The following is a 20479-nucleotide window of genomic DNA, read 5'->3' as shown; positions in this document are numbered from 1 at the left end:
CGGGGCAATAGCGCTGGAACCGCCCATGACGACCCCCTTTGACGACGATCCACATCCCGTGCGCAAGCCCGGTCCCTTTGCCGGGCTTCGTGCCTCGTTCCTGACCGGCATCGTCGTGATCGCGCCTGTCGGCCTGACGATCTGGCTGATCTGGACGATGATGGGCTGGGTGGATGGTTTCGTCCTGCCTTTGGTGCCGGATCGTTTCAACCCCGAGAAATATATCGGCATCAACCTGCGCGGTGTCGGGCTGATCATCTTCTTCCTGTTCACGATCATCGTTGGCTGGATCGCCAAGGGGCTGATCGGACGTTCGCTGATCCGTTTTGCAGAAAGCCTTGTCGACCGCATGCCGGTCGTGCGCTCGATCTATTCCGGCGCCAAGCAAATCGCCGAAACCGTCTTTGCCCAATCTGAGCGCAATTTTGAGAAGGCCTGCCTGATCGAGTACCCCCGCCGCGGCATCTGGGCCATCGGCTTTATCTCGACCGAGGCCAAGGGCGAAATCGCGCGCCACGCGCATGGTGATGGCCAGATGGTGAGCGTCTTTGTCCCGACAACGCCGAACCCGACCTCTGGCTTCCTCTTGTTCTTCCCGCGCCATGACGTGATCGAGCTCGACATGTCGGTTGAGGACGCGGCGAAGCTGGTGATCTCGGCAGGGCTGGTCTATCCCAACCCCAAAGACCCGAGCAAACCCGCCGAGGGCAAAAAGTCTAAGTGAACATTTCCTGAAGGTTCACCGACCCGCGCGCACCAAGGTCATCCTTGTGCGCCGCAAGGAATACCGTCGCCGCTGCCTTGCCCGCCTCTTTCAATTCCGAAAGGATATAGGGCGTCGGCATGGATTTCGTTGCCACCGACAGATCATTCATCAGCGCATCATCCGAGATCATGTGCAGCTTGACGTTCTTCATCTCGCCCTCGGCAATCGCCCCTGAGGCGATCAGGCGCTGCACGAAGGAGATTGACCGCAACTCGCCCAAGAGCGCCGCGTTGAAACTGATCTCGTTGATCCGGCTTTGAATCTGCTGCGGCGTGACGGGCTTCTCCGTCCGCTCAAGCGGATTGATATTGATGATGACGATATCGTCCGGCAGCGCTTTGTCATAAAGCGGGTAAAGCGCCGGATTGCCGGTATAGCCGCCATCCCAATAGGCCTCTGGCTCGCCCGTCTCTGCATCGGGGATTTCGACCGCCTGAAACATTGTCGGCAAGCAGGCCGAAGCCAGGATCGCGTCGGTAGTGATCTCATCGCCCGTAAAGACCCGCGCCTTGCCGCTACGCACGTTGGTTGCGCAGATAAAAAGACGCGGCCCCTGATCTGCACAGACCTCGTCATAGTCAAAGGCATCGACCACCGGGCGCAGCGGATTGCTATAAAACGGCCCATAGGCATAGGGCGAGACAAGCCGCGCCATGGTCTCTGCCACGGAATATTGAAGCGAGTATTCCAAGGCCCGTGCCACATTGGCCGCGCCGGGTCCGAAATTCGTCATCCAGTTGACGAGGCGCATATCGCCAATCGCCCCCATCCGCGCCCAAAGCGCCTCGAGATTGGCAATCGCGCCCTCTGGCCCGCCCTCAAGGAGACCGGACTTCACCGCCGCGCCATTGAGCGCACCCGCCGATGTGCCCGACATGCCCGCGATCTCGATATCCGGGTCGCGCAGGAGCACGTCCAACACGCCCCAGGTAAAGGCCCCATGCGCGCCGCCCCCCTGAAGGGCGAGGTTGATGCGTTTCTTTGCTGTCACGGCATCCTCTCGGCCAACCGGGCCGCCCGCCACGGACGGCCCAACCCTTGCAGATAGGTGGGCTTAGAGCGCGGTCCAGCCGCCATCGACGCTGATCGTCGTGCCGGTGATCTGCGCCGCCGCGTCCGAGCAGAGAAAGACGGTCGTGCCGCCAAGCTGCTCAACGGTGGCGAATTCCTTCGACGGCTGGCGCGTGAGCATCACGTTCTTCACCACCTCTTCGCGCGTCATGTCATATTCGCGCATCGTGTCGGGGATCTGCGCCTCGACAAGCGGCGTCAGAACATAGCCCGGACAGATCGCATTACAGGTGATCGGCTCCTGCGCGGTCTCAAGCGCGACGGTCTTGCTCATCCCGACAACGCCATGCTTGGCCGCGATATAGGCCGCCTTGTAGGGCGATGCCGTCAGCCCATGCGCCGAGGCGATGTTGACGATCCGGCCCCAGCCCCGCTTGCGCATATGCGGCAGCGCCGCAGCCATGGTGTGAAAGTTCGAGTTCATGTTGATCGCAATGATCGCGTCCCATTTCTCGACCGGGAATTCGTCAATCGGGCTCACATGCTGGATCCCTGCATTGTTGACGAGGATATCGCATCCCCCCGCGGTCTCGATCAGGGCGCGGCACTCGTCGCCCTTGGACATGTCGGCCTTGATGTAGCGCGCGGTGATGCCGAATTCTTTGCCGATCGCTTCGGCCAGCGCGTGATCTTCGTCCGAATCGGTGAAGGAATTCAGAACCACATCCGCCCCGGCCCGCGCCAGTTCGCGCGCGATTCCAAGGCCGATCCCGGAATTGGAGCCGGTGATGATTGCGGTTTTTCCTGCGAGTGTCATGTCATGCCTCATTCGTCTTGCGTTCGCGCACACCCTAACATGCTGCGCTCGCAAAATAAGGGGAATAGCGGCGCTTGCGTATTCTTACGGAGGTCTGCGCGAGGACTGAGCCACAGAGGCAAACTCAGGCCAAAAAAAACCCCGGCACAAGGCCGGGGTATAGTCATTGAGGCAGGTTTCATACAGGCAAGAAACCTATCGAGCAGTGCCCCCTTTATAAGCAATCTCACGCCGACCTCCAAGCCAAAAGTTTGAAATCACTGGAATCCCCGGGTAGCTTGAAGCTCAATAAAAACAAAGCCGAGCGGGATTGTTCCGGATATGGAGCCAGTGAGTTTCCTTCGAAAGCGGTGCAAAACCGCCGCCATAGCCCTTCTTTGCTTGAGTCACGGCCTGCATGCCGAACCAAGCCACGGCATCGCTATGTACGGAGACCCGGCCCTGCCGCCTGGTTTCGCGTCTCTTCCCTATGCCAATCCCGACGCCCCCAAGGGTGGCAGAATCGTCACGGGGAACACCGGTGGATTCGATTCGCTCAACCCGTTCGTGCGCAAAGGCACCGCCCCCTGGCAGCTCCGATTCTTTACCCACGAATCGCTGATGGGGCGAAGCTGGGACGAACCGTTCACGCTTTATGGTCTGCTTGCCGAAACCGTCGAGACCGCGCCAGACCGCTCTTGGGTCGAGTTCACCTTGCGCGAAGAGGCCCGTTTCTCCGACGGAAGCCCCGTCACCGTCGAGGATGTGATCTGGTCTTTCGAGACGCTCGGCACCCGCGGCCACCCCCGTTACCTCTCGTTCTGGACCAAGATCGACAGCATTGAAGCCACCGGCCCCCGCTCCGTCCGCATCACCTTCAACACCGAAGACCGCGAACTTGCCCTGATCGCGGGCTTGCGCCCGATCCTCAAAAAGGACCAGTGGCAGGACAAGGACATCACCGAAGCCGCGCTCGACGAGGTGCCGATCGGCTCCGCCCCCTATACGGTGACGGACTTCGAAGCCGGCCGCCACGTGACCCTTACCCGTGATCCCGACTATTGGGGCAACGCCTTGCCGCTCCAACGCGGTATCGCCAACTTCGACGAGATCCGTATCGACTTCTACGGCGATGGCGACGTCCTCTTCGAAGCGTTCAAGGCAGGCGAGATCGACTATTTCCGCGAATTTAATGCCGAGGCCTGGGCCAATCACTATGATTTCCCCGCCGTCGCCTCGGGCGAGATCGTGAAATCGGAAATCCCGCATGGCAAACCTTCGGGTATCACCGGCCTCGTGATGAACACCCGCCGCGCGCCGTTCGATGATATCCGCGTGCGCGATGCGCTCCTGCACGCCTTCAATTTCGAGTTTATCTCCGACACGCTGACCGGCGGACGCCAACCGCGTATCACCTCCTATTTCTCCGGCTCTGCTCTGGCCATGCAGGATGGCCCCGCAAGCACCGAGGTCGCCGCACTCCTTGCGCCCCATGCCGAGAGCCTCGCGCCCGACGTCCTCAAGGCCTACACCCTACCCGCCTCCAAGGGCGGCACGCGCAACCGTGGCAACATGCGCAAGGCGATGGCCCTCCTTTCCGAGGCAGGCTACGAAGTGCGCAACGGCGTGATGACCGACGCGAGCGGCACGCCGCTCCGCTTTGAAATCCTCCTGCGTCAAGGCGACAAACAGGACAAAGCAATCACGGATATTTACCGCAAGTCCCTAGAAAAGCTCGGGATTTTCGTTGATGTGATGGAAGTCGACAACGCGCAGTATATCCAACGGATCAATAGCTTCGACTATGACATGACCGACTATCGCCGCGCGATGTCCCTGTCGCCCGGCAATGAACAGGCGCTCTACTGGGGCAGCGACGCCGCCGCGCAAGAAGGCTCGCGCAACGTCCCCGGCATCCGGTCCGCCGGGATCGACGCCATGGTCGCCGCGCTCACCAACGCGAAATCGCCCGAAGAGTTCCAGACCGCCGCCCGCGCCCTCGACCGCGCCCTGACGACGGGCCGCTACGTGATCCCGATCTGGACATACGCCGTGGGCCGCATCGCGCACAAAAGCCGCCTGCACTACCCCGAGCGCCTGCCGCTCTATGGCGACGGCGTGGAATGGCTTCCGGGTGTCTGGTGGTCCGAAGATTAACGCGGCGTGAGCCGGAGCCAGATCCCGTCTTTTGACCGCACCGTGAGATAGGCCACCGGCACAGGCTCCGGCCCCACCGCCTCAATACGGAACTGCTTGAGGATCATCGAGAGCAACAACGGCCCCTCAACCATGGCAAACCCCGCCCCGGTGCAGACGCGCGGTCCCTCCGAGAAGGGCATATAGGCGTCCCGCGCGCATTGTCGGCCATTCTCCGTCTCCCATCGCGTCGGATCAAACCCGTCCGGATTGTCCCAGAGCCGCTGATGCCGATGCAAGTGCCACGGCGACAGAACCATCTGGCTCCCGACCGGGATATCGCGCTCTCGGAACCGTTCCGGACAGGTGCTCTCGCGCACCATCATCGGCACCGGTGGATAAAGGCGCAGCGACTCGCGGAACACATCCCGGCTCACCTTGAGGCGTTTCATCACTTTGAAATCGCATTCCCCAAGCACCTGCGCTTCTTGTGCCACCTTCTCCTGCCACTCCGGGAAGATCGCCATGAGATACAGCGTCCAAGCCAGCGCCGAGGCGCTCGTCTCATGCCCCGCAAGGAAGAAGATCGCCACCTGATCGACCATATCCGCCGCCGAAAGCGTCTCGCCCGTCTCCGGGTCGCGCGTGGTCATGATCTTGGTGGCAAGGTCATCCGGCGCCGTGCCCGCCTCGATCTCCGCCATCCGCTCATCCGTGAGCTGCTTTATGAGCCCCCGGATCATCTTGGCCGACGCCTTGGTGCGCCGCCGATGAAACCGCGGCATCCATTTCGGCAGTTTCAGGAAGGCCCCGATATTGAGGATCGGCTGACTACGCTGGTAGTCGCGGAACTCTTCGAATACCCGCCCTGCAACCTCATGTTCGATCGGGATCGAGAACAACGTGCGAAAGATCACATCCGCCGCCGCATGGCTCGCCTCTGCTTCGATCTCGACCGGCGCGTCGGCCATCCGTTGAAGCCGCGCCACCGTCGCCGCACCCGCGTCCCTCATCGCCGGGAACGTATCGCGCAACCGCCCGCCCTCAAAGGCCGGGTCAATGATCCGCCGCTGTTGCTTCCAAACCTCCCCGTTGGTGAGGAACACCGAATTGCCAAGCAAGGGCCGCAGCCCCTCGCTGATCCGTCCGCTTTTTGGGAAATCGTCCGGCCGCTCCTTGAGCACCGTTTTGATAAGCCGCGCATCGTTCAGAAGGTATGAGCGAAAGAACGGCGTGCGAAACTCTGCCATCCATGCGCGGTAAAGCCGCTCGGGCTGCGACGACAAAAGGTCGGCCCGAAACAGCATCATGTATTTCAAGAGCGAGACTTTCGCGGGCCGTGATGGCGGCTTTGGTGGCATCCGTGTCATGGGCGCACTCCCCGGAACTTGTTCACCGGGCGTTCAATCCGGCTCTTGGATGGGGCGCGTTCCTCAAATCGATCTGCCAACGTCATTGGCCCCGCTGTAATGCGGAAATAGTCATAGTCTCCGGGCTGATCGAAGGCACAGAGATACTGAAAATGAAGCCGGAAAAACCGCCAGCGCAGCGCCTTCCAGCGTTCTGGACTAAGGGTTTGGGTAAAGGCCGCCGAAAGCACCAGCGGCCAGCGTTTGCCAGAGCGCGGCGCAACGCCGGTGACGCTCACCGGATCACAAAGCGCAAAGGCACAGCCATCGCCCGGCGCCGTCACATCCACCCATGTCAGCTCGTCCCGCGTGCAGAGATAGGCCAAATCCGTGCGCAACCGGTGCGCCTTGGGCAGAAAGGACACCATCGGCACCACCTGACCAAGCGACAGAAAGCCAAGCGCCGGGCCATTGTCCGGCACCCGCCCGTCGCGGATCATATCGGCCAAGATCGACACCGCGAGATGCGCCCCCGAGGAATGGCCAACGACAAGCACCTCGTCATAACCCTCCCCAAGCGCCTGCGTGATGCGGTCGGCAAATTCCGCCATCCGCGCCTCAAGCTCGGACGGATGCGCCCCCTGCCAACGCGCCGAATAGGCATAGTCATGCATCAGGTAATAGGCGAAGAACTTGTTGTCCCGCCGCCGGAACCACTCGAGGAGAAGCGGCACAATCAAAAGCCCCGCCCAACCGGCCCATGCGGGCGCAACCATGGTGATCGCCCGCCCAAGACCGTAAGCCGCCATGAGCGCCAGCCCAAGCTGCACCAGAAGAAACACCACCGGATAGAGTGCCGCGATCACCGGTCCCTTGCGTAGCCGCATCAGCCGCCAGAGCACGCCCGTGCCGATATAGGTCCACGCCGTGCGCGCCAATTGCAGGTAGGTGCCGGGGATAGAGTTCGACATGCTGTCGCGCACGATGTCGGACCAGACGAGCACCTCGACATCCGTCTGTGCGGCCGCGCCGTCCATCTCGCCCGCGACATGCCAACCATAAGGCCCACCCGTCGTCTTCGCCGACAGCGTGATCTCATAGCCGGAAATCGCCGCCTGCGCCGCGCCTTCCTTGCGATAAAGCTCACGGTAGCGACGCGGGTGAATGGGATCGTAGCCGGGAATATAGAATACCCGACGGCGCTGCACCTGTCTGTGATGGCTCTCTTGGCCCATGGCTCACCTCGTTGGCCGGACTGTAGCCCTGCTTTTCGGCGCAAGTAAGACCAAACAAGGCCGCCTTTGGATCAGCCGAGTGTCGCCAGCGCCGGGAAGGTCTCCAAGAGCCAGTAGCTCAGGCTCGAGAAGGCACCAGTAACAAGCATGACCCCGACAAGAAGCAAAAGAACGCCCATGATCTTCTCAATCAGCCCCATATGCCGCTTGAGCCGGTTCATCACCCCCATCGCCCGCGTCAGGAAGATCGCCGCAAGCAGAAACGGAATGCCAAGCCCCGCCGCGTAAACCCCGAGGAGAAGCGTGCCGCGCGCGACCGAGGCCTCTCCTGCCGCCAGCGACAGGATCGCCCCAAGCTGCGGCCCGATACAGGGCGTCCAGCCAAAGGCAAAGGCAAGGCCAAGCACATAAGCCCCAAAGGCCGACCCACCCCCCTCGCCCGCATCGATCCGCGCCTCGCGATCCAGAAAGGGAATGCGGAAGACATTGAGGAAATGCAGGCCGAAGATGATCACCACGACGCCGGAAATCCGCGCGAAAAGAACCTGGTTCTGTAAGAAAAACGCGCCAAAAGCCGAAGCGGTGAAGCCGAGGAAAAGAAACACCGTCGACAGGCCCAGCACAAAGAACAGAGCCGCAAAGATAACCTGCCGCCGCGCCGCACGCTCCTGTCCTGTCATATCGGCCATAGAGACCCCGCTCATATAGGCAAGGTAAGGCGGCACGATCGGCAGCACACAGGGGCTCAGGAACGAGATGACCCCGGCAAAAAGCGCGACGAACATTGCAGGCAGAAGCCCTGCGTCGATGATATCGATTCCAAACATACTTCCCACTTAATCCATCGCTGCGCCGCCGTCACCTGCCCGTCATGTCACATCCTTGTGGACAGCCCGCCGCCTCGCGCATATGTGACTGGCATGACTGAAGAGATCGACGCCATCGGGCTGATCTGCCCCCTGCCCGTCCTGCGATTGCGCAAGCGGATGAAGCCCTTGCCCGCGGGAAGCCGTGTGCGCCTCCTGGCCAGTGACCCCGCCGCCGTGATCGACGTGCCGCATTTCTGCGCCGAGGCGGGCCATCACCTGCTCGAACAGAGCCAAGACGGCGACACCCTCATCTTCGTCATCGAAAAATCTGCCTGACGCAGGCGCGATCTCCCCCTCTTCACCTTTGCGAAAATACTCCCGCCGGAGGCATCTGACCGGGCCACAGACGGCACCTTCTGCAAAGGGGCCCGCCCGCACCACAAGCACCAAAGGAAAAGCCCGGGGGTCGATCCCCCGGGCTTTTCCATCTTGTTTCTTAAAGATAAGGCCTAGCCTTTAGACCACCAGCCACGGCGTTTCGGCTTGGGCTTGGCCGGCGGTGTCGGCTCTTCTGCAACCGCCACCTCTTCGGCCTCCGGCGCTTCAGGCGCCTCCACGGCGGCGTCTTCCGGCGCCTCTTCGGCCGGCTCTTCAACCACGGGCTCAACCGGCGCAGCCTCTGCCTCGGCGGGCTCCTCCGCAACCGGCGCGGCCTCTACAGGCTCCTCGGCCATTGGCGCGGCCTCGGTGGCGTTGCTCGGCATCTCCTCGGAGGTGTCGGTGCTGTCGGTCTCGCTTGTGGCGTCCCCGGTGTCCTTGCCGGTCTCTGCATCGGCTTCAGCAGCGTCACCAGCCTCCTGCGATCCGTTCTCTTCGCCGTTCTGATCGTCAGACTTGCGGCGGCTGCGGCTGCGCGAACGGCGGCGACGGCGCTTCTTCGGCTTCTGTTCGCCCTCGTCCGTCGACGGGGTTTCCACAGTCTCCTGCGTGACCTCTGCCTCTTCCTCGCTGTCAATCTCGCTCATCAAGGCAGCATCGGCAGACACCACAGGCGCGCTTGCCTCAGAGACGGAACGGGTCGCAGTCTTGAACTTCTCAAGCGAGAAATCGGGCGACACAAGATGCGCATCCCCTTCAATCCGCACCGAAAGCCCATAACGCGCTTCGATCTGCGCCACGTGCTCGCGTTTTTGGTTCATGATATAATTGGCGATATCAACCGGGCATTTGACCAGAACCTCGCGGCTGCGACGGCGTGTACCCTCTTCCTCGATCTGGCGCAGGATCGACAGCGCAAGGTTGTCGTCCGACCGGATCAGGCCGGTGCCATGGCAATGCGGACAGGGCTGGGTTGTGGCTTCGATCATGCCGGGGCGCAGACGCTGACGGCTCATCTCCATCAGACCAAAGCCCGAAATCCGCCCCACCTGAATGCGGGCGCGATCGGTCTTGAGCTTGTCTTTCATGCGCTTTTCGACGGCGGCGTTGTTCTTGCGCTCGTCCATGTCGATAAAGTCGATGACGATCAGGCCCGCAAGGTCACGCAGGCGCAGCTGACGTGCGACTTCTTCCGCCGCTTCAAGGTTGGTCTTGAGCGCGGTTTCCTCGATCGAGCCTTCCTTGGTCGCCCGGCCAGAGTTCACGTCGATGGCAACAAGCGCCTCGGTGACACCGATGACGATATAGCCGCCCGACTTGAGCTGTACGGTCGGGTTGAACATCGAGCTGAGATAGCTCTCGACCTGATAGCGCGCGAAAAGCGGCAGCGCGTCATGGTAGTTCTTCACGTTCTTGGCGTGGGACGGCATGATCATCTTCATGAAGTCCTTGGCGATGCGGTAGCCGCGCTCGCCCTCGACCAGAACCTCGTCGATCTCGCGGCTATAAAGATCGCGGATCGAGCGTTTGATAAGGTCGCCTTCCTCGTAGATCTTCGCAGGTGCGATCGACTTGAGCGTCAGCTCGCGGATCTGCTCCCACATGCGCTGAAGATATTCGTAGTCGCGCTTGATCTCGGTCTTGGTGCGCTTGGCGCCCGCAGTGCGCACGATCAGACCCGCGCCCTTCGGCACGTCCAGCTCGCCCGCGATCTCCTTGAGCTTCTTGCGATCCGCCGCGTTGGTGATCTTGCGGGAAATCCCGCCGCCGCGCGCCGTGTTCGGCATGAGCACACAGTAGCGGCCCGCCAGCGAAAGATAGGTCGTCAGCGCAGCGCCCTTGTTGCCACGCTCTTCCTTGACCACCTGCACCAGCATGATCTGGCGCACCTTGATGACCTCTTGGATCTTATAACGACGCGGGCGCGGTTTGCGCGGCGGACGCAGTTCCTCGTGGTCATCATCATCGGCGACGGACTCGATGGTCTCGTCCTTCTCGGCCGCGTCCGACTTGCGCGACTTCGACCGAGAACTGGTCTTGCGCGACGTGGTTTTCTTCTTCGGCTTCTTGTCTTCGCCCTCGTCCTCAGACACGGCGACCGGTGCAGTCTCGCCAGCGTCTTCCGCTTGGGCGGCTTCTGCCGGGGTGTCCTCTGCCGGGGCTTCTGCTGCGCGCTCGGTGTCCTCACCAGTCTCAGGATCGCGCGTCGCAAGTGCGTCTTCGCCTTCGGTCGACATCGCCATGGTCTTGCCAGTGTCGTTGTCGTCCTCGGCATCCCCCTCGGCAGTGCCCTCGTCGGACGCTTCCTCAACAGGAGCGTCTTCCGCGGCCGCCTCGACGGTCTCTTCCAAAGCGTCTTCGGTGGCCTCGACCGCCTCTTCGGGCTCCTCGACCGGCGTGTCTTTCACGAAATCGACCGGCGCGTGCCCTTCGAGCGTGTCTTCGCCCGCATCTTCGCCAAGGTCGATGGTCTCCATCCCTTCGATGGTCTCGGTCGTGTCGGCCGCCACCTCGGGCTTGGCCGTCTCGTCCTTATCCTTCGACCGCGACCGCGATCGGCTGCGCGACCGCGAGGAGCGCGAGGGTTTCTTGGTCTCTTCTTCCTCGTCGCGGGCCTTCATGGCTTCTGCATAGGCGCGCTCTTCTTCGAGAAGCGCCTCACGATCCGCGACCGGGATCTGGTAGTAATCGGGATGAATCTCGGAGAACGCGAGGAACCCGTGCCGGTTTCCGCCGTAATCCACGAAGGCCGCCTGAAGCGACGGCTCAACCCGTGTTACTTTTGCGAGATAGATGTTTCCTGCAAGCTGGCGCTTGTTTTCGGATTCAAAGTCGAACTCCTCAACCTTGTTTCCGTCGACCACCACGACGCGGGTTTCCTCCGCGTGGGTGGCATCGATGAGCATTTTCTTTGCCATGTAAGATGTCTTTCGGCACCAGACAGCGCGCCACCTCCCCTTCGGGAAAGGTGTCGGTCGGTCGGGTGATATCTTGAGGCGAGCGGTTCGGCGCAGGCGGCGGTCGCAAGCGCACCATGGGCAAAAGCCCCTGTGCCTGCGTTTCTTCGTGCCTGTGCGCGTTGCATCGCGTTTCTTCTCCGGCGCATGAGACGGACCGTGCCATCCTTGCGCCCATTTGTATCCCGCGAGCCCTGTCGAGGGTGTCGGGACGGTTCGTGCCGAGGTTTTGTCATTCCATGCGGCGGTATCGGTCTGTGCTGCAAGAGGTGCTTTGCCGATCGTCGTCCTATGCGTCGACCCCAGAAGCTCCAACTCCCGCATACAGCGAATCTTTGTCACGCGGTTTCCGAATGCGCCCATAGGCGACAAGACGGACCTGCGTCCCTATATCAGTAGTGATGCATGGGCGGTTAGACAACACGCAAATTGATCGAAAGGTCATTTTCGCCCCTCCGAAGGGCAAATCATGTCCCAAAAAGGCACATTTAGACCAAACTTCCACCAAAGCGGGCCCCGTCTCGCGCGGCCCACGTCAAAGGGTGTCCTTGCAAAAAGCCGGTCAAACGGCGCCTCTCGGTGCCCCTAGAGGTAGTCCGCCCGCTGCAATCCGTACTTGGCCATCTTCTCGTTGAGCGTCCGGCGCGGCAGGCACAATTCCTCCATCACCGCCGCGATCGAGCCCTTGTGGCGGCGCATCGTGTTGTCGATGAGCATCCGTTCGAACGCTTCGACATATTCCTTGAGCGGCTTGCCCTCGGTGGTCATCAGCGGCTGCATTTCCTCGTGATCGTTCATGAGAAGCGAGGCAATCGTGCCCTCGCCCCGCCGGCTCTGAAGCACAGCGCGTTCGGCAAGATTGATGAGCTGACGCACGTTCCCCGGCCACGGCGCTTGCAAAAGCTGCGCCGCCTCCTGCGCGCTGACCTTCGGCGCGTCACACCCGTAGTCATCCGCAAACTGCTCTGAGAGCCGCGTGAACAGAGTCAGGATATCCTCGCCCCGTTGCCGCAGCGGCGGCACGGTGATCTTCAAGGCGGCAAGGCGATAGAAAAGATCAGGTCGAAGTGCATCTTCGCAGGTCCGGTCCTGCTCTTGCATGTTGGAAATGGCGATGATCCGGGTCTCGGCAGGCGCGCCCTGTTCGTTGATCACATTGAGTAATTTCGCCTGAAGTGCGTCCGAGAGCGTCTCCACATCTTCCAACACAAGCGTCCCGCCGCGTGCTTCCTCAACCGCGGGCAACTGGCTGTCTTCTGGCTGCATCGGCCCGAAAAGCCGCCGCGACAAGGCCTCTTCCTCATAGGCGCCACAGCTTATCAGAACGAATTTCTTCCCGGCCCGGCTGCCCACCGCATGAAGCGCGTGCGCCACCAGCGTCTTGCCGGTGCCGGTCTCCCCATCAATGAGCACATGGCCATCCGCCTGCCCAAGGTCGAGGATATCCTCCTTGAGACGCTCCATCACCGGGCTGGCGCCAATGAGTTTCTTCATCAACTGCCCGCCATCGGACAATTCCCGGCGCAGCGCGCGGGCATCAAGCGTCATCCGCCGTGCATTGGTCGCCTTCTTGGCAAGCTGGCTCATCCGGTCGGGGTTGAACGGTTTCTCAAGGAAATCATACGCCCCCACGCGCATCGCCTCGACCGCCATCGGCACATCGCCATGACCGGTGATCATGATCACCGGAAGCGCCGAATCCGCACCCATGAGCTTTTTCAGGAACTGCATCCCGTCCATGCCCGGCATACGAATATCCGAAATGACAATCCCCGGATACTCTGGCCCAAGCGCCTTGAGCGCGTCTTCCGCGCTGGCGAATGTCTCGGTGTCATACCCCGAAAGCGCAAGCCATTGGCTGATTGACTGGCGCATATCCTGTTCATCATCGACGATCGCGATTTTCATACCCTGGGCCATTGTTATTGTTACTCCGCTGCCTCGATATCTTCACTCAAGATAGGAAGCTGCACTTCGAATACAGCCCCCCCATCCTGACCATTGCGCGCCGAAAGCCGACCGCCGAGGTCGCTGACGATCCCCGAGGAGATCGCGAGCCCGAGACCGACGCCATCGCCGGGCTGCTTGGTGGTAAAGAACGGTTCGAACAGGTCATCGAGGTTCTCAATCCCCGGACCATTGTCGCGCACCGTGAGTGTCGCTGTCTCGCCCGCGGCGAGGATGATCTCGATTTCCGGATCGGTGACGCTTTCCGTCGCATCAAGCGCGTTGCGCAACAGGTTGATGATCACCTGTTCAAGCCGCACCCGATCCCCCATCACCCGCACATCGTCGTCCGGCACGATCCGGCTGATACGCACATGGCGTTGTTTGAGCTGCGGCTCCATCATCGACAGGGCCGAGGCCAGTGCCTCGTTGAGCGCCACAGGCGCGAAATCATCGCCGCCTTTGCGCGCATAGGACTTGAGCTGCTTGGTGATCGAGCCCATCCGCTCAATCAGATCGTCGATCCTCTGGAACGACGAAAGCGCCTCTTCCGGCCGGTTGCGCCGCACAAGAAGACGCGCGCCCGCAAGATAGGTCTTCATCGCCGCGAGCGGCTGGTTCAACTCATGGCTGACCGCCGCCGACATCTCGCCAAGCGCCGCGAGCTTCGAGCTTTGCGCCAGCGATTGTTCGGCCACGGCAAGGCTCTCCTGCATCCGCTCCCGCTCGGCGATTTCCCGCTGAAGCCGCAGGTTCAGCGCCCGCAGGCCTGCCGATTCCTGTTGGAAAATCGCCATGCGAAGCGCGGTCTTGCGGCTCAGAAGATAGAAGGCCAGCGCCACAAGGATCGCAAACCCCATAATCTCGAGCGCCAGAACCGCGTTCACCTTCTCGCGCACGCTGGTGTAGGTCGTGAAGGACGTCATCCGCCAGCCGCGGAAGGGAATCCGCGCATCCTCGCGCATCACGCCCTCGCCCTGGATATAGGCATCCGCCGGGATTTGCGTCCAATCCGTGGTCGCCTGAAGGGCGCGCTCAATGGCCCCCTCTGCGGGCTGTCGCGCCAAGGCCTCCGCCTCCGTCAGCCCACGCCAGCGTGGTTCGGTCGCAAGGATGATGACGCCCTCGCTATTGGTCACGAAAAGAGCGTCCGAAATACCGGCCCAGGCGCGCTCGAACTGTTGCAGGTCGACCAGAACGGCAATCACGCCAAGCGCCTGCCCCTGCGCCTCGATCCGGCGCGCATAAGTGAACTGAAACGCGCCGCTTTGCCCACGTTCCAAGGAGAAAACCGTTACGTTCGACCGCATCGCCGTCAAATAGAATTCCGCATCACGGTAGTTGCGACCGATCTCCGTGCGCTCGGTCGAGGCCACAGCCCGCCCATCCGCGTCCAGCATCACGAAAGACGCGGCCCCGATCTCTTCCACATAGGAAATAAGCCGCGCCGTCGACTGCGAGAAATCGCCCGTATCGAGCGCAGTGATAAGCGCCGGGTCCTTGGCAAGAAGTTGCGGCACGATGGCGTTGCGGCGCAGCTCGGCCATGAGGTTGCCCGAGTAGAGCGCAAGGCGCAATTCAGCCCGGTTGCGGGTATTGGCTGTGAATCGATCTGTCAGAAAGGAGTTGGTGATCCAGATGGTCACGGACGCCGCGACCAACAGCACCACAAGCGCCACGCGCGCGCGCCATCCCGGCGCACGTCCCGGCTCGTTCGAAGGGGGCGGCATGGCATCCATGACGCCCAGATTACGACGCCCCGCTTGGGGCCTCAAGTCACGCCGTGGCGAGTTGGTCCAAGAGCGAGCGGAACATTGCCACCCCATCGGTGCCGCCATGGCCATCATCCGCCGCCCGTTCCGGGTGCGGCATCATGCCAAGAACGCGACGGTTCTTGGAAATCACGCCCGCGATATCGGCGACCGACCCGTTGGGGTTGTCGGTATAGGTAAAGGCGATGCGCCCCTCATCCTTCAATTGCGCAAGCTTTTCGTCGGTGACGAAATAATTGCCGTCATGGTGTGCAATCGGAATATCGATCTCTTGGCCGACCTCATAGCCCGCCGTGAAGGGCGTTTCCGCGTTCTCGACCCGAAGGCCCACGGTCTTGCAGATATACTTCAGCCCCGCATTGCGGCGCAGCGCACCCGGCAGGATCCCGGTCTCTGTCAGGATCTGGAACCCGTTACACACGCCAAGCGCATAGCCGCCGCGCTCGGTATGAGCGATGAGCGATTTGCAGATCGGCGAATTGGCCGCGATCGCGCCACAGCGCAGATAGTCGCCAAAGGAAAAGCCGCCCGGCACCCCCACGATATCAAGCCCCTCGGGAAGCTCCGTGTCCTTGTGCCAGACCATAGTGACATCCGCACCCGCGCGCTCAAGCGCCACGGCAAGGTCACGGTCACAGTTGGAACCGGGAAAAACGATAACGGCAGCACGCATCTTGGCTTACTCCTAGGTCTCGAAATCAGTGATCACCGCCACGCCCGGAGGCGCGGGGCGGTCAAACGCGGCAAGCTCATCGCTCGCCTGTGAAAGGGCAATCCGGCGGGTCACAAGCGGCGCAAGGTCCACATGTCCCCCGGACAGAAGGTTAAGAAGCGATGGATAGCGCCAACTTGGCATGCCACGCGTCCCCATCACGTTAAGCTGCCCGGAATAAAGCACATCCATCGGCAGGGTCATACTGGCATGATCGCCCGCAGGCATGCCGATCTGCACCATCCGGCCAAGCTTGCGCAAGCTGCGCATCGCGGTTTTCGTCGTCGCTTCGACGCCAAGCGCCTCGACGGCCACATGCGCCCCGCCGCCGGTGATCTCGCGGATCGCCTCGGCCGCATCGCCCGTCGCGGCGTTGACAACCGCATCCGCGCCCATCTCGCGCGCATACGTCAGCTTGTCCTCGACCACATCAACCACCACGACCCGCGCGCCAAGCGCCCGGCCCAGCATCAACGCCGAAATCCCGACACCGCCGCCGCCGATCACGGCCAGCCATTCGCCCGGCTTCAACTCGGCCCGCCCGACAAGCGCCTGCCACGCCGTGGTGACACGGCATCCCAAGGCGGCTGCGATTTCCGGCGCCATCGTCTCGGGCAGCGCGGTCAGGTTCGCATCCGCATGGGCCACCGCGACATATTCCGCGAACGCCCCATCGCAGGTAAAGCCCGGCAGGACCTGATCGGCACAGATCGTCTGATGCCCCGCCGCGCAATCCGGGCATTGCCCACAGGCAAGGATGAACGGCGCAATGACCCGGTCGCCCACGGCCCACCGCGTCACACCCGCACCCACCGCGACAACCTCGCCGCAATATTCATGCCCCGGCACCATCGGCAGCCGCACATCCGGGTCCGCGCCCGTCCAGCTATGCCAGTCCGACCGGCACACGCCACAGGCCAACACGCGCAGCACAACACCCCCCGCCATCGGCGTCGGGTCCGGCAATGTGGTCACCTCGAGAGGGGCTCGGAACCCTGTGAGATGGGCCGCGCGCATGGCTTAGCCAAGCTCGATCTTGTAGCTTTCGATCACCGTATTCGCGAGGAGCTTTTCGCACATCTCGGTCACGGTCGCCTCGGTGGTGCCCTCGGCCAGGTCCAGCTCGATCACCTTGCCCTGGCGCACCCCTTCGACCCCGTCAAAGCCGAGCGAACCAAGCGCGTGACGCACCGCTTCGCCCTGCGGATCGAGAACCCCGTTTTTCAGCATCACATAGACACGCGCTTTCATCTGTCTTCTCTCCGGTCTGGCCAATCCCGAAGCCCCGGCTTCATCTTGGCAATAATACTCAAAATCCCCCGCCCGAACCTCGGGCGTACGGGCTTAGTTGACGAGCGTCGGCTTCGATCCGCTGCCGCCGGTGCCTTTCGGCATCACGCCAAGGCGCCGCGCCACTTCTGCATAGGCATCGGTCAGATTGCCAAGATCGCGGCGGAACACGTCCTTGTCGAGCTTACGGCCCGTCTCCATGTCCCAAAGCCGGCAGCTGTCGGGGCTGATCTCATCGGCCACCACGAGGCGTTGAAAATCGCCCTCATAGATGCGGCCAATCTCGATCTTAAAGTCGATGAGCTTGATGCCGACGCCATACATCACGCCCGACATATAGTCATTGACGCGCAGGGCGAGGCCGAGAATGTCGTCCATGTCCTGCTGACTGGCCCAGCCAAAGGCCGCGATATGCTCTTCCGAGACCAGCGGATCGCCAAGCGCATCATCCTTGTAGCAATATTCGACGATCGGGCGCGGCAGTTGCGTGCCCTCCTCGATCCCGAGGCGCTTGGAAAGCGACCCGGCGGCGAAATTGCGCACGATCACCTCAAGCGGGATGATCTCGCAGGAACGCACAAGCTGTTCGCGCATGTTGAGGCGCTTGAGGAAGTGGGTCGGTACACCGATCTGGTTGAGACCGGTCATGAAATACTCGCTCAGGCGGTTGTTGAGCGCACCCTTGCCGTCGATCACGTCCTTCTTTTCCGCGTTGAACGCGGTGGCGTCATCCTTGAAGTACTGAATGATCGTACCCGGCTCCGGCCCCTCGAAAAGAACCTTGGCCTTGCCCTCGTAAATCTTCTTGCCACGCGCCATCTGGGATCGCTTTCTGTTGCTGCGGGGCCGACTCCCCACTTGTCAGCGCCCTCTTAATCCATGGCTGTCATTGTCGCAAGCACAGCCAACCTCTTGCAGCGATACACAGACCTGTGCAAGAAGGACGCAACGCCAACATTTGCAAAGGGATTGATGCGGATGAGCACCTTTGACGACCGTGAAAACGCCTTCGAAAACAAATATGCCCATGACGAAGAGATGAAATTCAAGGCAGAAGCACGCTGCAACAAGCTGCTTGGCCTCTGGGCTGCCGAAATGCTCGGCAAATCGGGTGAAGAGGCCGAAACCTATGCCCGCGACGTGATCATCGCGGATTTCGAAGAAGCCGGCCATGAAGACGTGGTGCGCAAGGTTGCGGGCGACCTTGAGGGCAAGGCCGACGCCGACACCATCCGCGCCAAGCGCGAAGAGCTGCTGCTCGTCGCCAAGGACCAGGTGATGAAAGAGGTCTGAGCCTCTCTCACACCACCCCACCTTCTAGAAACGCGCTCCTTCGCTTGGGGCGCGTTTTTTCGTGACAAATTGATGCGTTAAGTGGCGCTTCATGGCTCTCCCCTAGCCTCCTTTCTGGGAGTCACCGGGGAGAATCCATTGCATCGAGATCAGACACGCGCCATCGCGCGCCCAGCCCTGCGCAAACTGCTGCGCCCCTTTCTGAGTGCGGGCCTTCTGCTCGCCTGTGCCGCGCTGCTGTCGGCCCGCCTCGAAGGGCTCGATCTGGCCGCACTGCGCCGGGCTTTTGGCGGGGTCACACTGGACCAATGGGGTCTTGCCGCGCTTGCCACGGGGCTGAGCTTTCTTGCTGTGGCGCGCTACGATGTCATCGCGCATCGCCATTTCGCGACCCATTGCCCGGCCCCCCGCGCCGCGCTCGCCGGGGCCAGCGCCATCGCCTTGGGCCAAACCCTTGGCGCGGGCGTCGTGGTGGGTGCCTTGGTGCGTTGGCGCATGGTGCCGGGATTGTCGCTGCCGCTGGCCGCGCGCCTGTCGCTTTTTGTCGCGCTGAGCTTCCTTGCCGCGCTTCTCGTCACGATCGCACTTGTCCGCCTCGCCGTCCCCACCGCGCCATTGCCCGCCGGGGTGGCTGTTCTGATCCTCGTGGCGGCTCTGGCGCTTGTCGGAACCGCCTTCTTCGCCCCGACGCTTTGGATCGGACGTCACCGCCTGACGTTGCCAAGCCTGCCTGCGCTCTGGGCGCTCTGGCTGTTCTGCTGCCTCGATACCGGCCTCGCCGCGTTTGCCCTCCATTGCCTTCTACCGGCGGAGGTCGCGCTTTCCTTTGCCGCCTTCTTCCCGGCCTTCCTGCTCGCCCTCGGTGCGGCGATCCTGTCCGGCACGCCCGGCGGCGTCGGCCCGTTCGAACTCGCGCTCTTGGCGCTCCTGCCTGCGACACCCGAGGCCGACCTGATCGCCGCGATCCTCGCCTTTCGCATCCTGTACTACGCCTGTCCGGCCCTAATCGCGGCGGCGCTTCTTTTCCGCCGCCCCGATGCGGCCCCCGACGCCCCACTTACCCCCCCCCGCCCGACACCAAGCGCGCGGGCGGAACTTGGCGTTTTGCGCCAGAACGGCGGCGCCATGGTCGAGGTTGGGCGCGGAACCTGTGGTCTTGTCGCCTCAGGACAGACCCTTGTCGCGCTGTTCGATCCCTGTCACGCCCACATTGGCCAACTCGCTGCGCCCCTTCAGCGCAAAGCGCGAGCGCAGAACCGCATCGCCTGCGCCTACAAGATCACCGCGCGCCACGCCGCCCATGCCCGCCGCGTTGGCTGGGCCGTGCTTCATGTCGCCGATGAGGCCGTGATCGACACCGCGCGCCATGACCTGCAAGGCCCGACCCATCGCCAGTTGCGCCGCAAACTCCGCCATGCCGAGGCCGCCGGTCTTGTGATCGTTCAGGGCGGGCCGCTCCCGATACGGGCGATGACCGCGGTCGCCGCCGCGTGGGACGCTACGCACGGCCCCGCGCGCGGGTTCTCCATGGGCCGCTTTGATCCGACCTATCTCCGCCATCAAATCGTTTTCCTTGCTTGGCAGGGCAAGACGCTGCTTGGCTTTATCTCGCTTCATCGCGCCGGTCACGAATGGTGCCTAGACCTCATGCGCGCGCGCGCCGACGCCCCGGATGGCACCATGCACGCCCTTGTCCACGCCGCAATCCTTGCCGCGCGCGCCGCGGACGTGCCCTGTCTCTCGCTCGCTGCCGTGCCTGCAAAAGCCCCTTTCGCGCGCCCCATCGAGACCCGCTTGCGCCGCCTTGTCGATCGGGCCTCCGGCGGCACGGGCCTGCGTCAGTTCAAGACCTGCTTTGCCCCCCGTTGGCAGCCGCTCTACATGGCCGCCCCGACAGGGGCCCACCTCGCCCTTGCCGCTTGCGATCTCGCCCGCACCATCCGCGCCGCGCCGACGCCCGGCGCCCCACCGCTTCATAATCAACATGAGGAAAAACCCATTGCTCCCGTGGGTGTCTCGTGACATTCC

The 20479-nt window shown here is 62.3% G+C and carries 17 protein-coding genes; 5 read left to right on the top strand and 12 right to left on the bottom strand.

Going from position 1 to position 20479, the window contains the following annotated elements:
• Nucleotides 1–25 precede the first annotated feature (25 nt).
• Nucleotides 26–724 carry a DUF502 domain-containing protein gene (locus R1W01_RS05030; protein WP_243612877.1) on the top strand — a complete coding sequence of 233 codons (699 nt, stop codon included), beginning with the start codon at nt 26–28 and terminating at the stop codon, nt 722–724.
• On the opposite strand, the gene R1W01_RS05025 is transcribed toward R1W01_RS05030, so the two are convergent.
• Together R1W01_RS05025 and R1W01_RS05020 are read right to left on the bottom strand one after the other, a co-directional pair.
• A complete protein-coding gene (locus tag R1W01_RS05025; RefSeq protein ID WP_297759155.1) occupies nt 717–1757 on the bottom strand; it encodes a patatin-like phospholipase family protein in 1041 nt (346 codons plus the stop codon). The two genes, R1W01_RS05030 and R1W01_RS05025, sit on opposite strands and share 8 nt — an antisense overlap.
• A 63-nt stretch (nt 1758–1820) precedes the next feature.
• Nucleotides 1821–2594 carry a 3-hydroxybutyrate dehydrogenase gene (locus tag R1W01_RS05020; RefSeq protein ID WP_297759158.1) on the bottom strand — a complete coding sequence of 258 codons (774 nt, stop codon included), beginning with the start codon at nt 2592–2594 and terminating at the stop codon, nt 1821–1823.
• A 321-nt stretch (nt 2595–2915) separates the two neighbouring features.
• Here R1W01_RS05020 and R1W01_RS05015 point away from each other — a divergent pair, with 321 nt between their 5' ends.
• Entirely contained in the window at nt 2916–4730 is a 1815-nt protein-coding gene (locus tag R1W01_RS05015) for an extracellular solute-binding protein (RefSeq protein ID WP_411028144.1), read from the top strand.
• Here the strand turns inward: R1W01_RS05015 and R1W01_RS05010 are convergent.
• The 3 genes from R1W01_RS05010 to R1W01_RS05000 form a co-directional block, all read right to left on the bottom strand.
• Complete coding sequence (locus tag R1W01_RS05010; protein WP_297759161.1) at nt 4727–6079, bottom strand: cytochrome P450; 1353 nt, start codon at nt 6077–6079, stop codon at nt 4727–4729. The two genes, R1W01_RS05015 and R1W01_RS05010, sit on opposite strands and share 4 nt — an antisense overlap.
• Nucleotides 6076–7293, bottom strand: a complete 1218-nt coding sequence (locus R1W01_RS05005) for a hypothetical protein (RefSeq protein ID WP_297759164.1) — start codon at nt 7291–7293, stop codon at nt 6076–6078. Before R1W01_RS05005 ends, R1W01_RS05010 begins: the two co-directional genes overlap by 4 nt.
• Before the next feature lie 71 nt (nt 7294–7364).
• Entirely contained in the window at nt 7365–8120 is a 756-nt protein-coding gene (locus R1W01_RS05000; RefSeq protein ID WP_243612883.1) for a cytochrome c biogenesis CcdA family protein, read from the bottom strand.
• 93 nt (nt 8121–8213) lie between these two features.
• Here R1W01_RS05000 and R1W01_RS04995 point away from each other — a divergent pair, with 93 nt between their 5' ends.
• Complete coding sequence (locus R1W01_RS04995; protein ID WP_243612884.1) at nt 8214–8438, top strand: sulfurtransferase TusA family protein; 225 nt, start codon at nt 8214–8216, stop codon at nt 8436–8438.
• 173 nt (nt 8439–8611) lie between these two features.
• On the opposite strand, the gene R1W01_RS04990 is transcribed toward R1W01_RS04995, so the two are convergent.
• The 7 genes from R1W01_RS04990 to purC all read right to left on the bottom strand — a co-directional run bounded on the left by R1W01_RS04990 (nt 8612) and on the right by purC (nt 17977).
• Complete coding sequence (locus R1W01_RS04990) at nt 8612–11398, bottom strand: Rne/Rng family ribonuclease (protein ID WP_297759168.1); 2787 nt, start codon at nt 11396–11398, stop codon at nt 8612–8614.
• A 624-nt stretch (nt 11399–12022) separates the two neighbouring features.
• Nucleotides 12023–13357, bottom strand: a complete 1335-nt coding sequence (locus tag R1W01_RS04985; protein ID WP_243612886.1) for a sigma-54-dependent transcriptional regulator — start codon at nt 13355–13357, stop codon at nt 12023–12025.
• Between the two features lie 8 nt (nt 13358–13365).
• The gene (locus R1W01_RS04980) at nt 13366–15123 is read right to left on the bottom strand and encodes an ATP-binding protein (RefSeq protein WP_411028143.1); all 1758 of its coding nucleotides are present in this window, start codon (nt 15121–15123) and stop codon (nt 13366–13368) included.
• Between the two features lie 37 nt (nt 15124–15160).
• A complete protein-coding gene (gene purQ / locus R1W01_RS04975; RefSeq protein WP_297759172.1) occupies nt 15161–15829 on the bottom strand; it encodes a phosphoribosylformylglycinamidine synthase subunit PurQ in 669 nt (222 codons plus the stop codon).
• A gap of 12 nt (nt 15830–15841) precedes the next feature.
• Complete coding sequence (locus R1W01_RS04970; protein ID WP_243612889.1) at nt 15842–16885, bottom strand: alcohol dehydrogenase catalytic domain-containing protein; 1044 nt, start codon at nt 16883–16885, stop codon at nt 15842–15844.
• A gap of 3 nt (nt 16886–16888) precedes the next feature.
• Entirely contained in the window at nt 16889–17119 is a 231-nt protein-coding gene (gene purS / locus R1W01_RS04965; RefSeq protein ID WP_243612890.1) for a phosphoribosylformylglycinamidine synthase subunit PurS, read from the bottom strand.
• Between the two features lie 93 nt (nt 17120–17212).
• The gene (gene purC / locus R1W01_RS04960) at nt 17213–17977 is read right to left on the bottom strand and encodes a phosphoribosylaminoimidazolesuccinocarboxamide synthase (protein ID WP_243612891.1); all 765 of its coding nucleotides are present in this window, start codon (nt 17975–17977) and stop codon (nt 17213–17215) included.
• Between the two features lie 159 nt (nt 17978–18136).
• On the opposite strand from purC, the gene R1W01_RS04955 reads away from it, so the two are divergent.
• Together R1W01_RS04955 and R1W01_RS04950 are read left to right on the top strand one after the other, a co-directional pair.
• Nucleotides 18137–18451, top strand: a complete 315-nt coding sequence (locus R1W01_RS04955) for a DUF1476 domain-containing protein (RefSeq protein ID WP_243612892.1) — start codon at nt 18137–18139, stop codon at nt 18449–18451.
• Nucleotides 18452–18589: 138 nt separating this feature from the next.
• Entirely contained in the window at nt 18590–20473 is a 1884-nt protein-coding gene (locus tag R1W01_RS04950; RefSeq protein WP_297759175.1) for a phosphatidylglycerol lysyltransferase domain-containing protein, read from the top strand.
• Nucleotides 20474–20479 lie beyond the last annotated feature (6 nt).

The sequence above is a fragment of the Shimia sp. FJ5 genome (assembly GCF_032918335.1).
GTDB lineage: Bacteria > Pseudomonadota > Alphaproteobacteria > Rhodobacterales > Rhodobacteraceae > Shimia > Shimia aestuarii_A.
This window is presented reverse-complemented; position numbering and strand designations above follow the sequence as displayed.

Bases quoted from the DNA above. Each gene is read 5' to 3' on its own strand.
- R1W01_RS05020 (WP_297759158.1), bottom strand. From the start codon at position 2,594: ATGACACTCGCAGGAAAAACCGCAATCATCACCGGCTCCAATTCCGGG.
- purQ (WP_297759172.1), bottom strand. From the start codon at position 15,829: ATGCGTGCTGCCGTTATCGTTTTTCCCGGTTCCAACTGTGACCGTGAC.
- R1W01_RS05010 (WP_297759161.1), bottom strand. From the start codon at position 6,079: ATGACACGGATGCCACCAAAGCCGCCATCACGGCCCGCGAAAGTCTCG.
- R1W01_RS05015 (WP_411028144.1), top strand. From the start codon at position 2,916: ATGGAGCCAGTGAGTTTCCTTCGAAAGCGGTGCAAAACCGCCGCCATA.
- purC (WP_243612891.1), bottom strand. From the start codon at position 17,977: ATGGCGCGTGGCAAGAAGATTTACGAGGGCAAGGCCAAGGTTCTTTTC.
- R1W01_RS04970 (WP_243612889.1), bottom strand. From the start codon at position 16,885: ATGCGCGCGGCCCATCTCACAGGGTTCCGAGCCCCTCTCGAGGTGACC.
- R1W01_RS04990 (WP_297759168.1), bottom strand. From the start codon at position 11,398: ATGGCAAAGAAAATGCTCATCGATGCCACCCACGCGGAGGAAACCCGC.
- R1W01_RS05005 (WP_297759164.1), bottom strand. From the start codon at position 7,293: ATGGGCCAAGAGAGCCATCACAGACAGGTGCAGCGCCGTCGGGTATTC.
- R1W01_RS04995 (WP_243612884.1), top strand. From the start codon at position 8,214: ATGACTGAAGAGATCGACGCCATCGGGCTGATCTGCCCCCTGCCCGTC.
- R1W01_RS05030 (WP_243612877.1), top strand. From the start codon at position 26: ATGACGACCCCCTTTGACGACGATCCACATCCCGTGCGCAAGCCCGGT.
- R1W01_RS04985 (WP_243612886.1), bottom strand. From the start codon at position 13,357: ATGGCCCAGGGTATGAAAATCGCGATCGTCGATGATGAACAGGATATG.
- R1W01_RS04955 (WP_243612892.1), top strand. From the start codon at position 18,137: ATGAGCACCTTTGACGACCGTGAAAACGCCTTCGAAAACAAATATGCC.
- R1W01_RS05000 (WP_243612883.1), bottom strand. From the start codon at position 8,120: ATGTTTGGAATCGATATCATCGACGCAGGGCTTCTGCCTGCAATGTTC.
- R1W01_RS04980 (WP_411028143.1), bottom strand. From the start codon at position 15,123: ATGGATGCCATGCCGCCCCCTTCGAACGAGCCGGGACGTGCGCCGGGA.
- purS (WP_243612890.1), bottom strand. From the start codon at position 17,119: ATGAAAGCGCGTGTCTATGTGATGCTGAAAAACGGGGTTCTCGATCCG.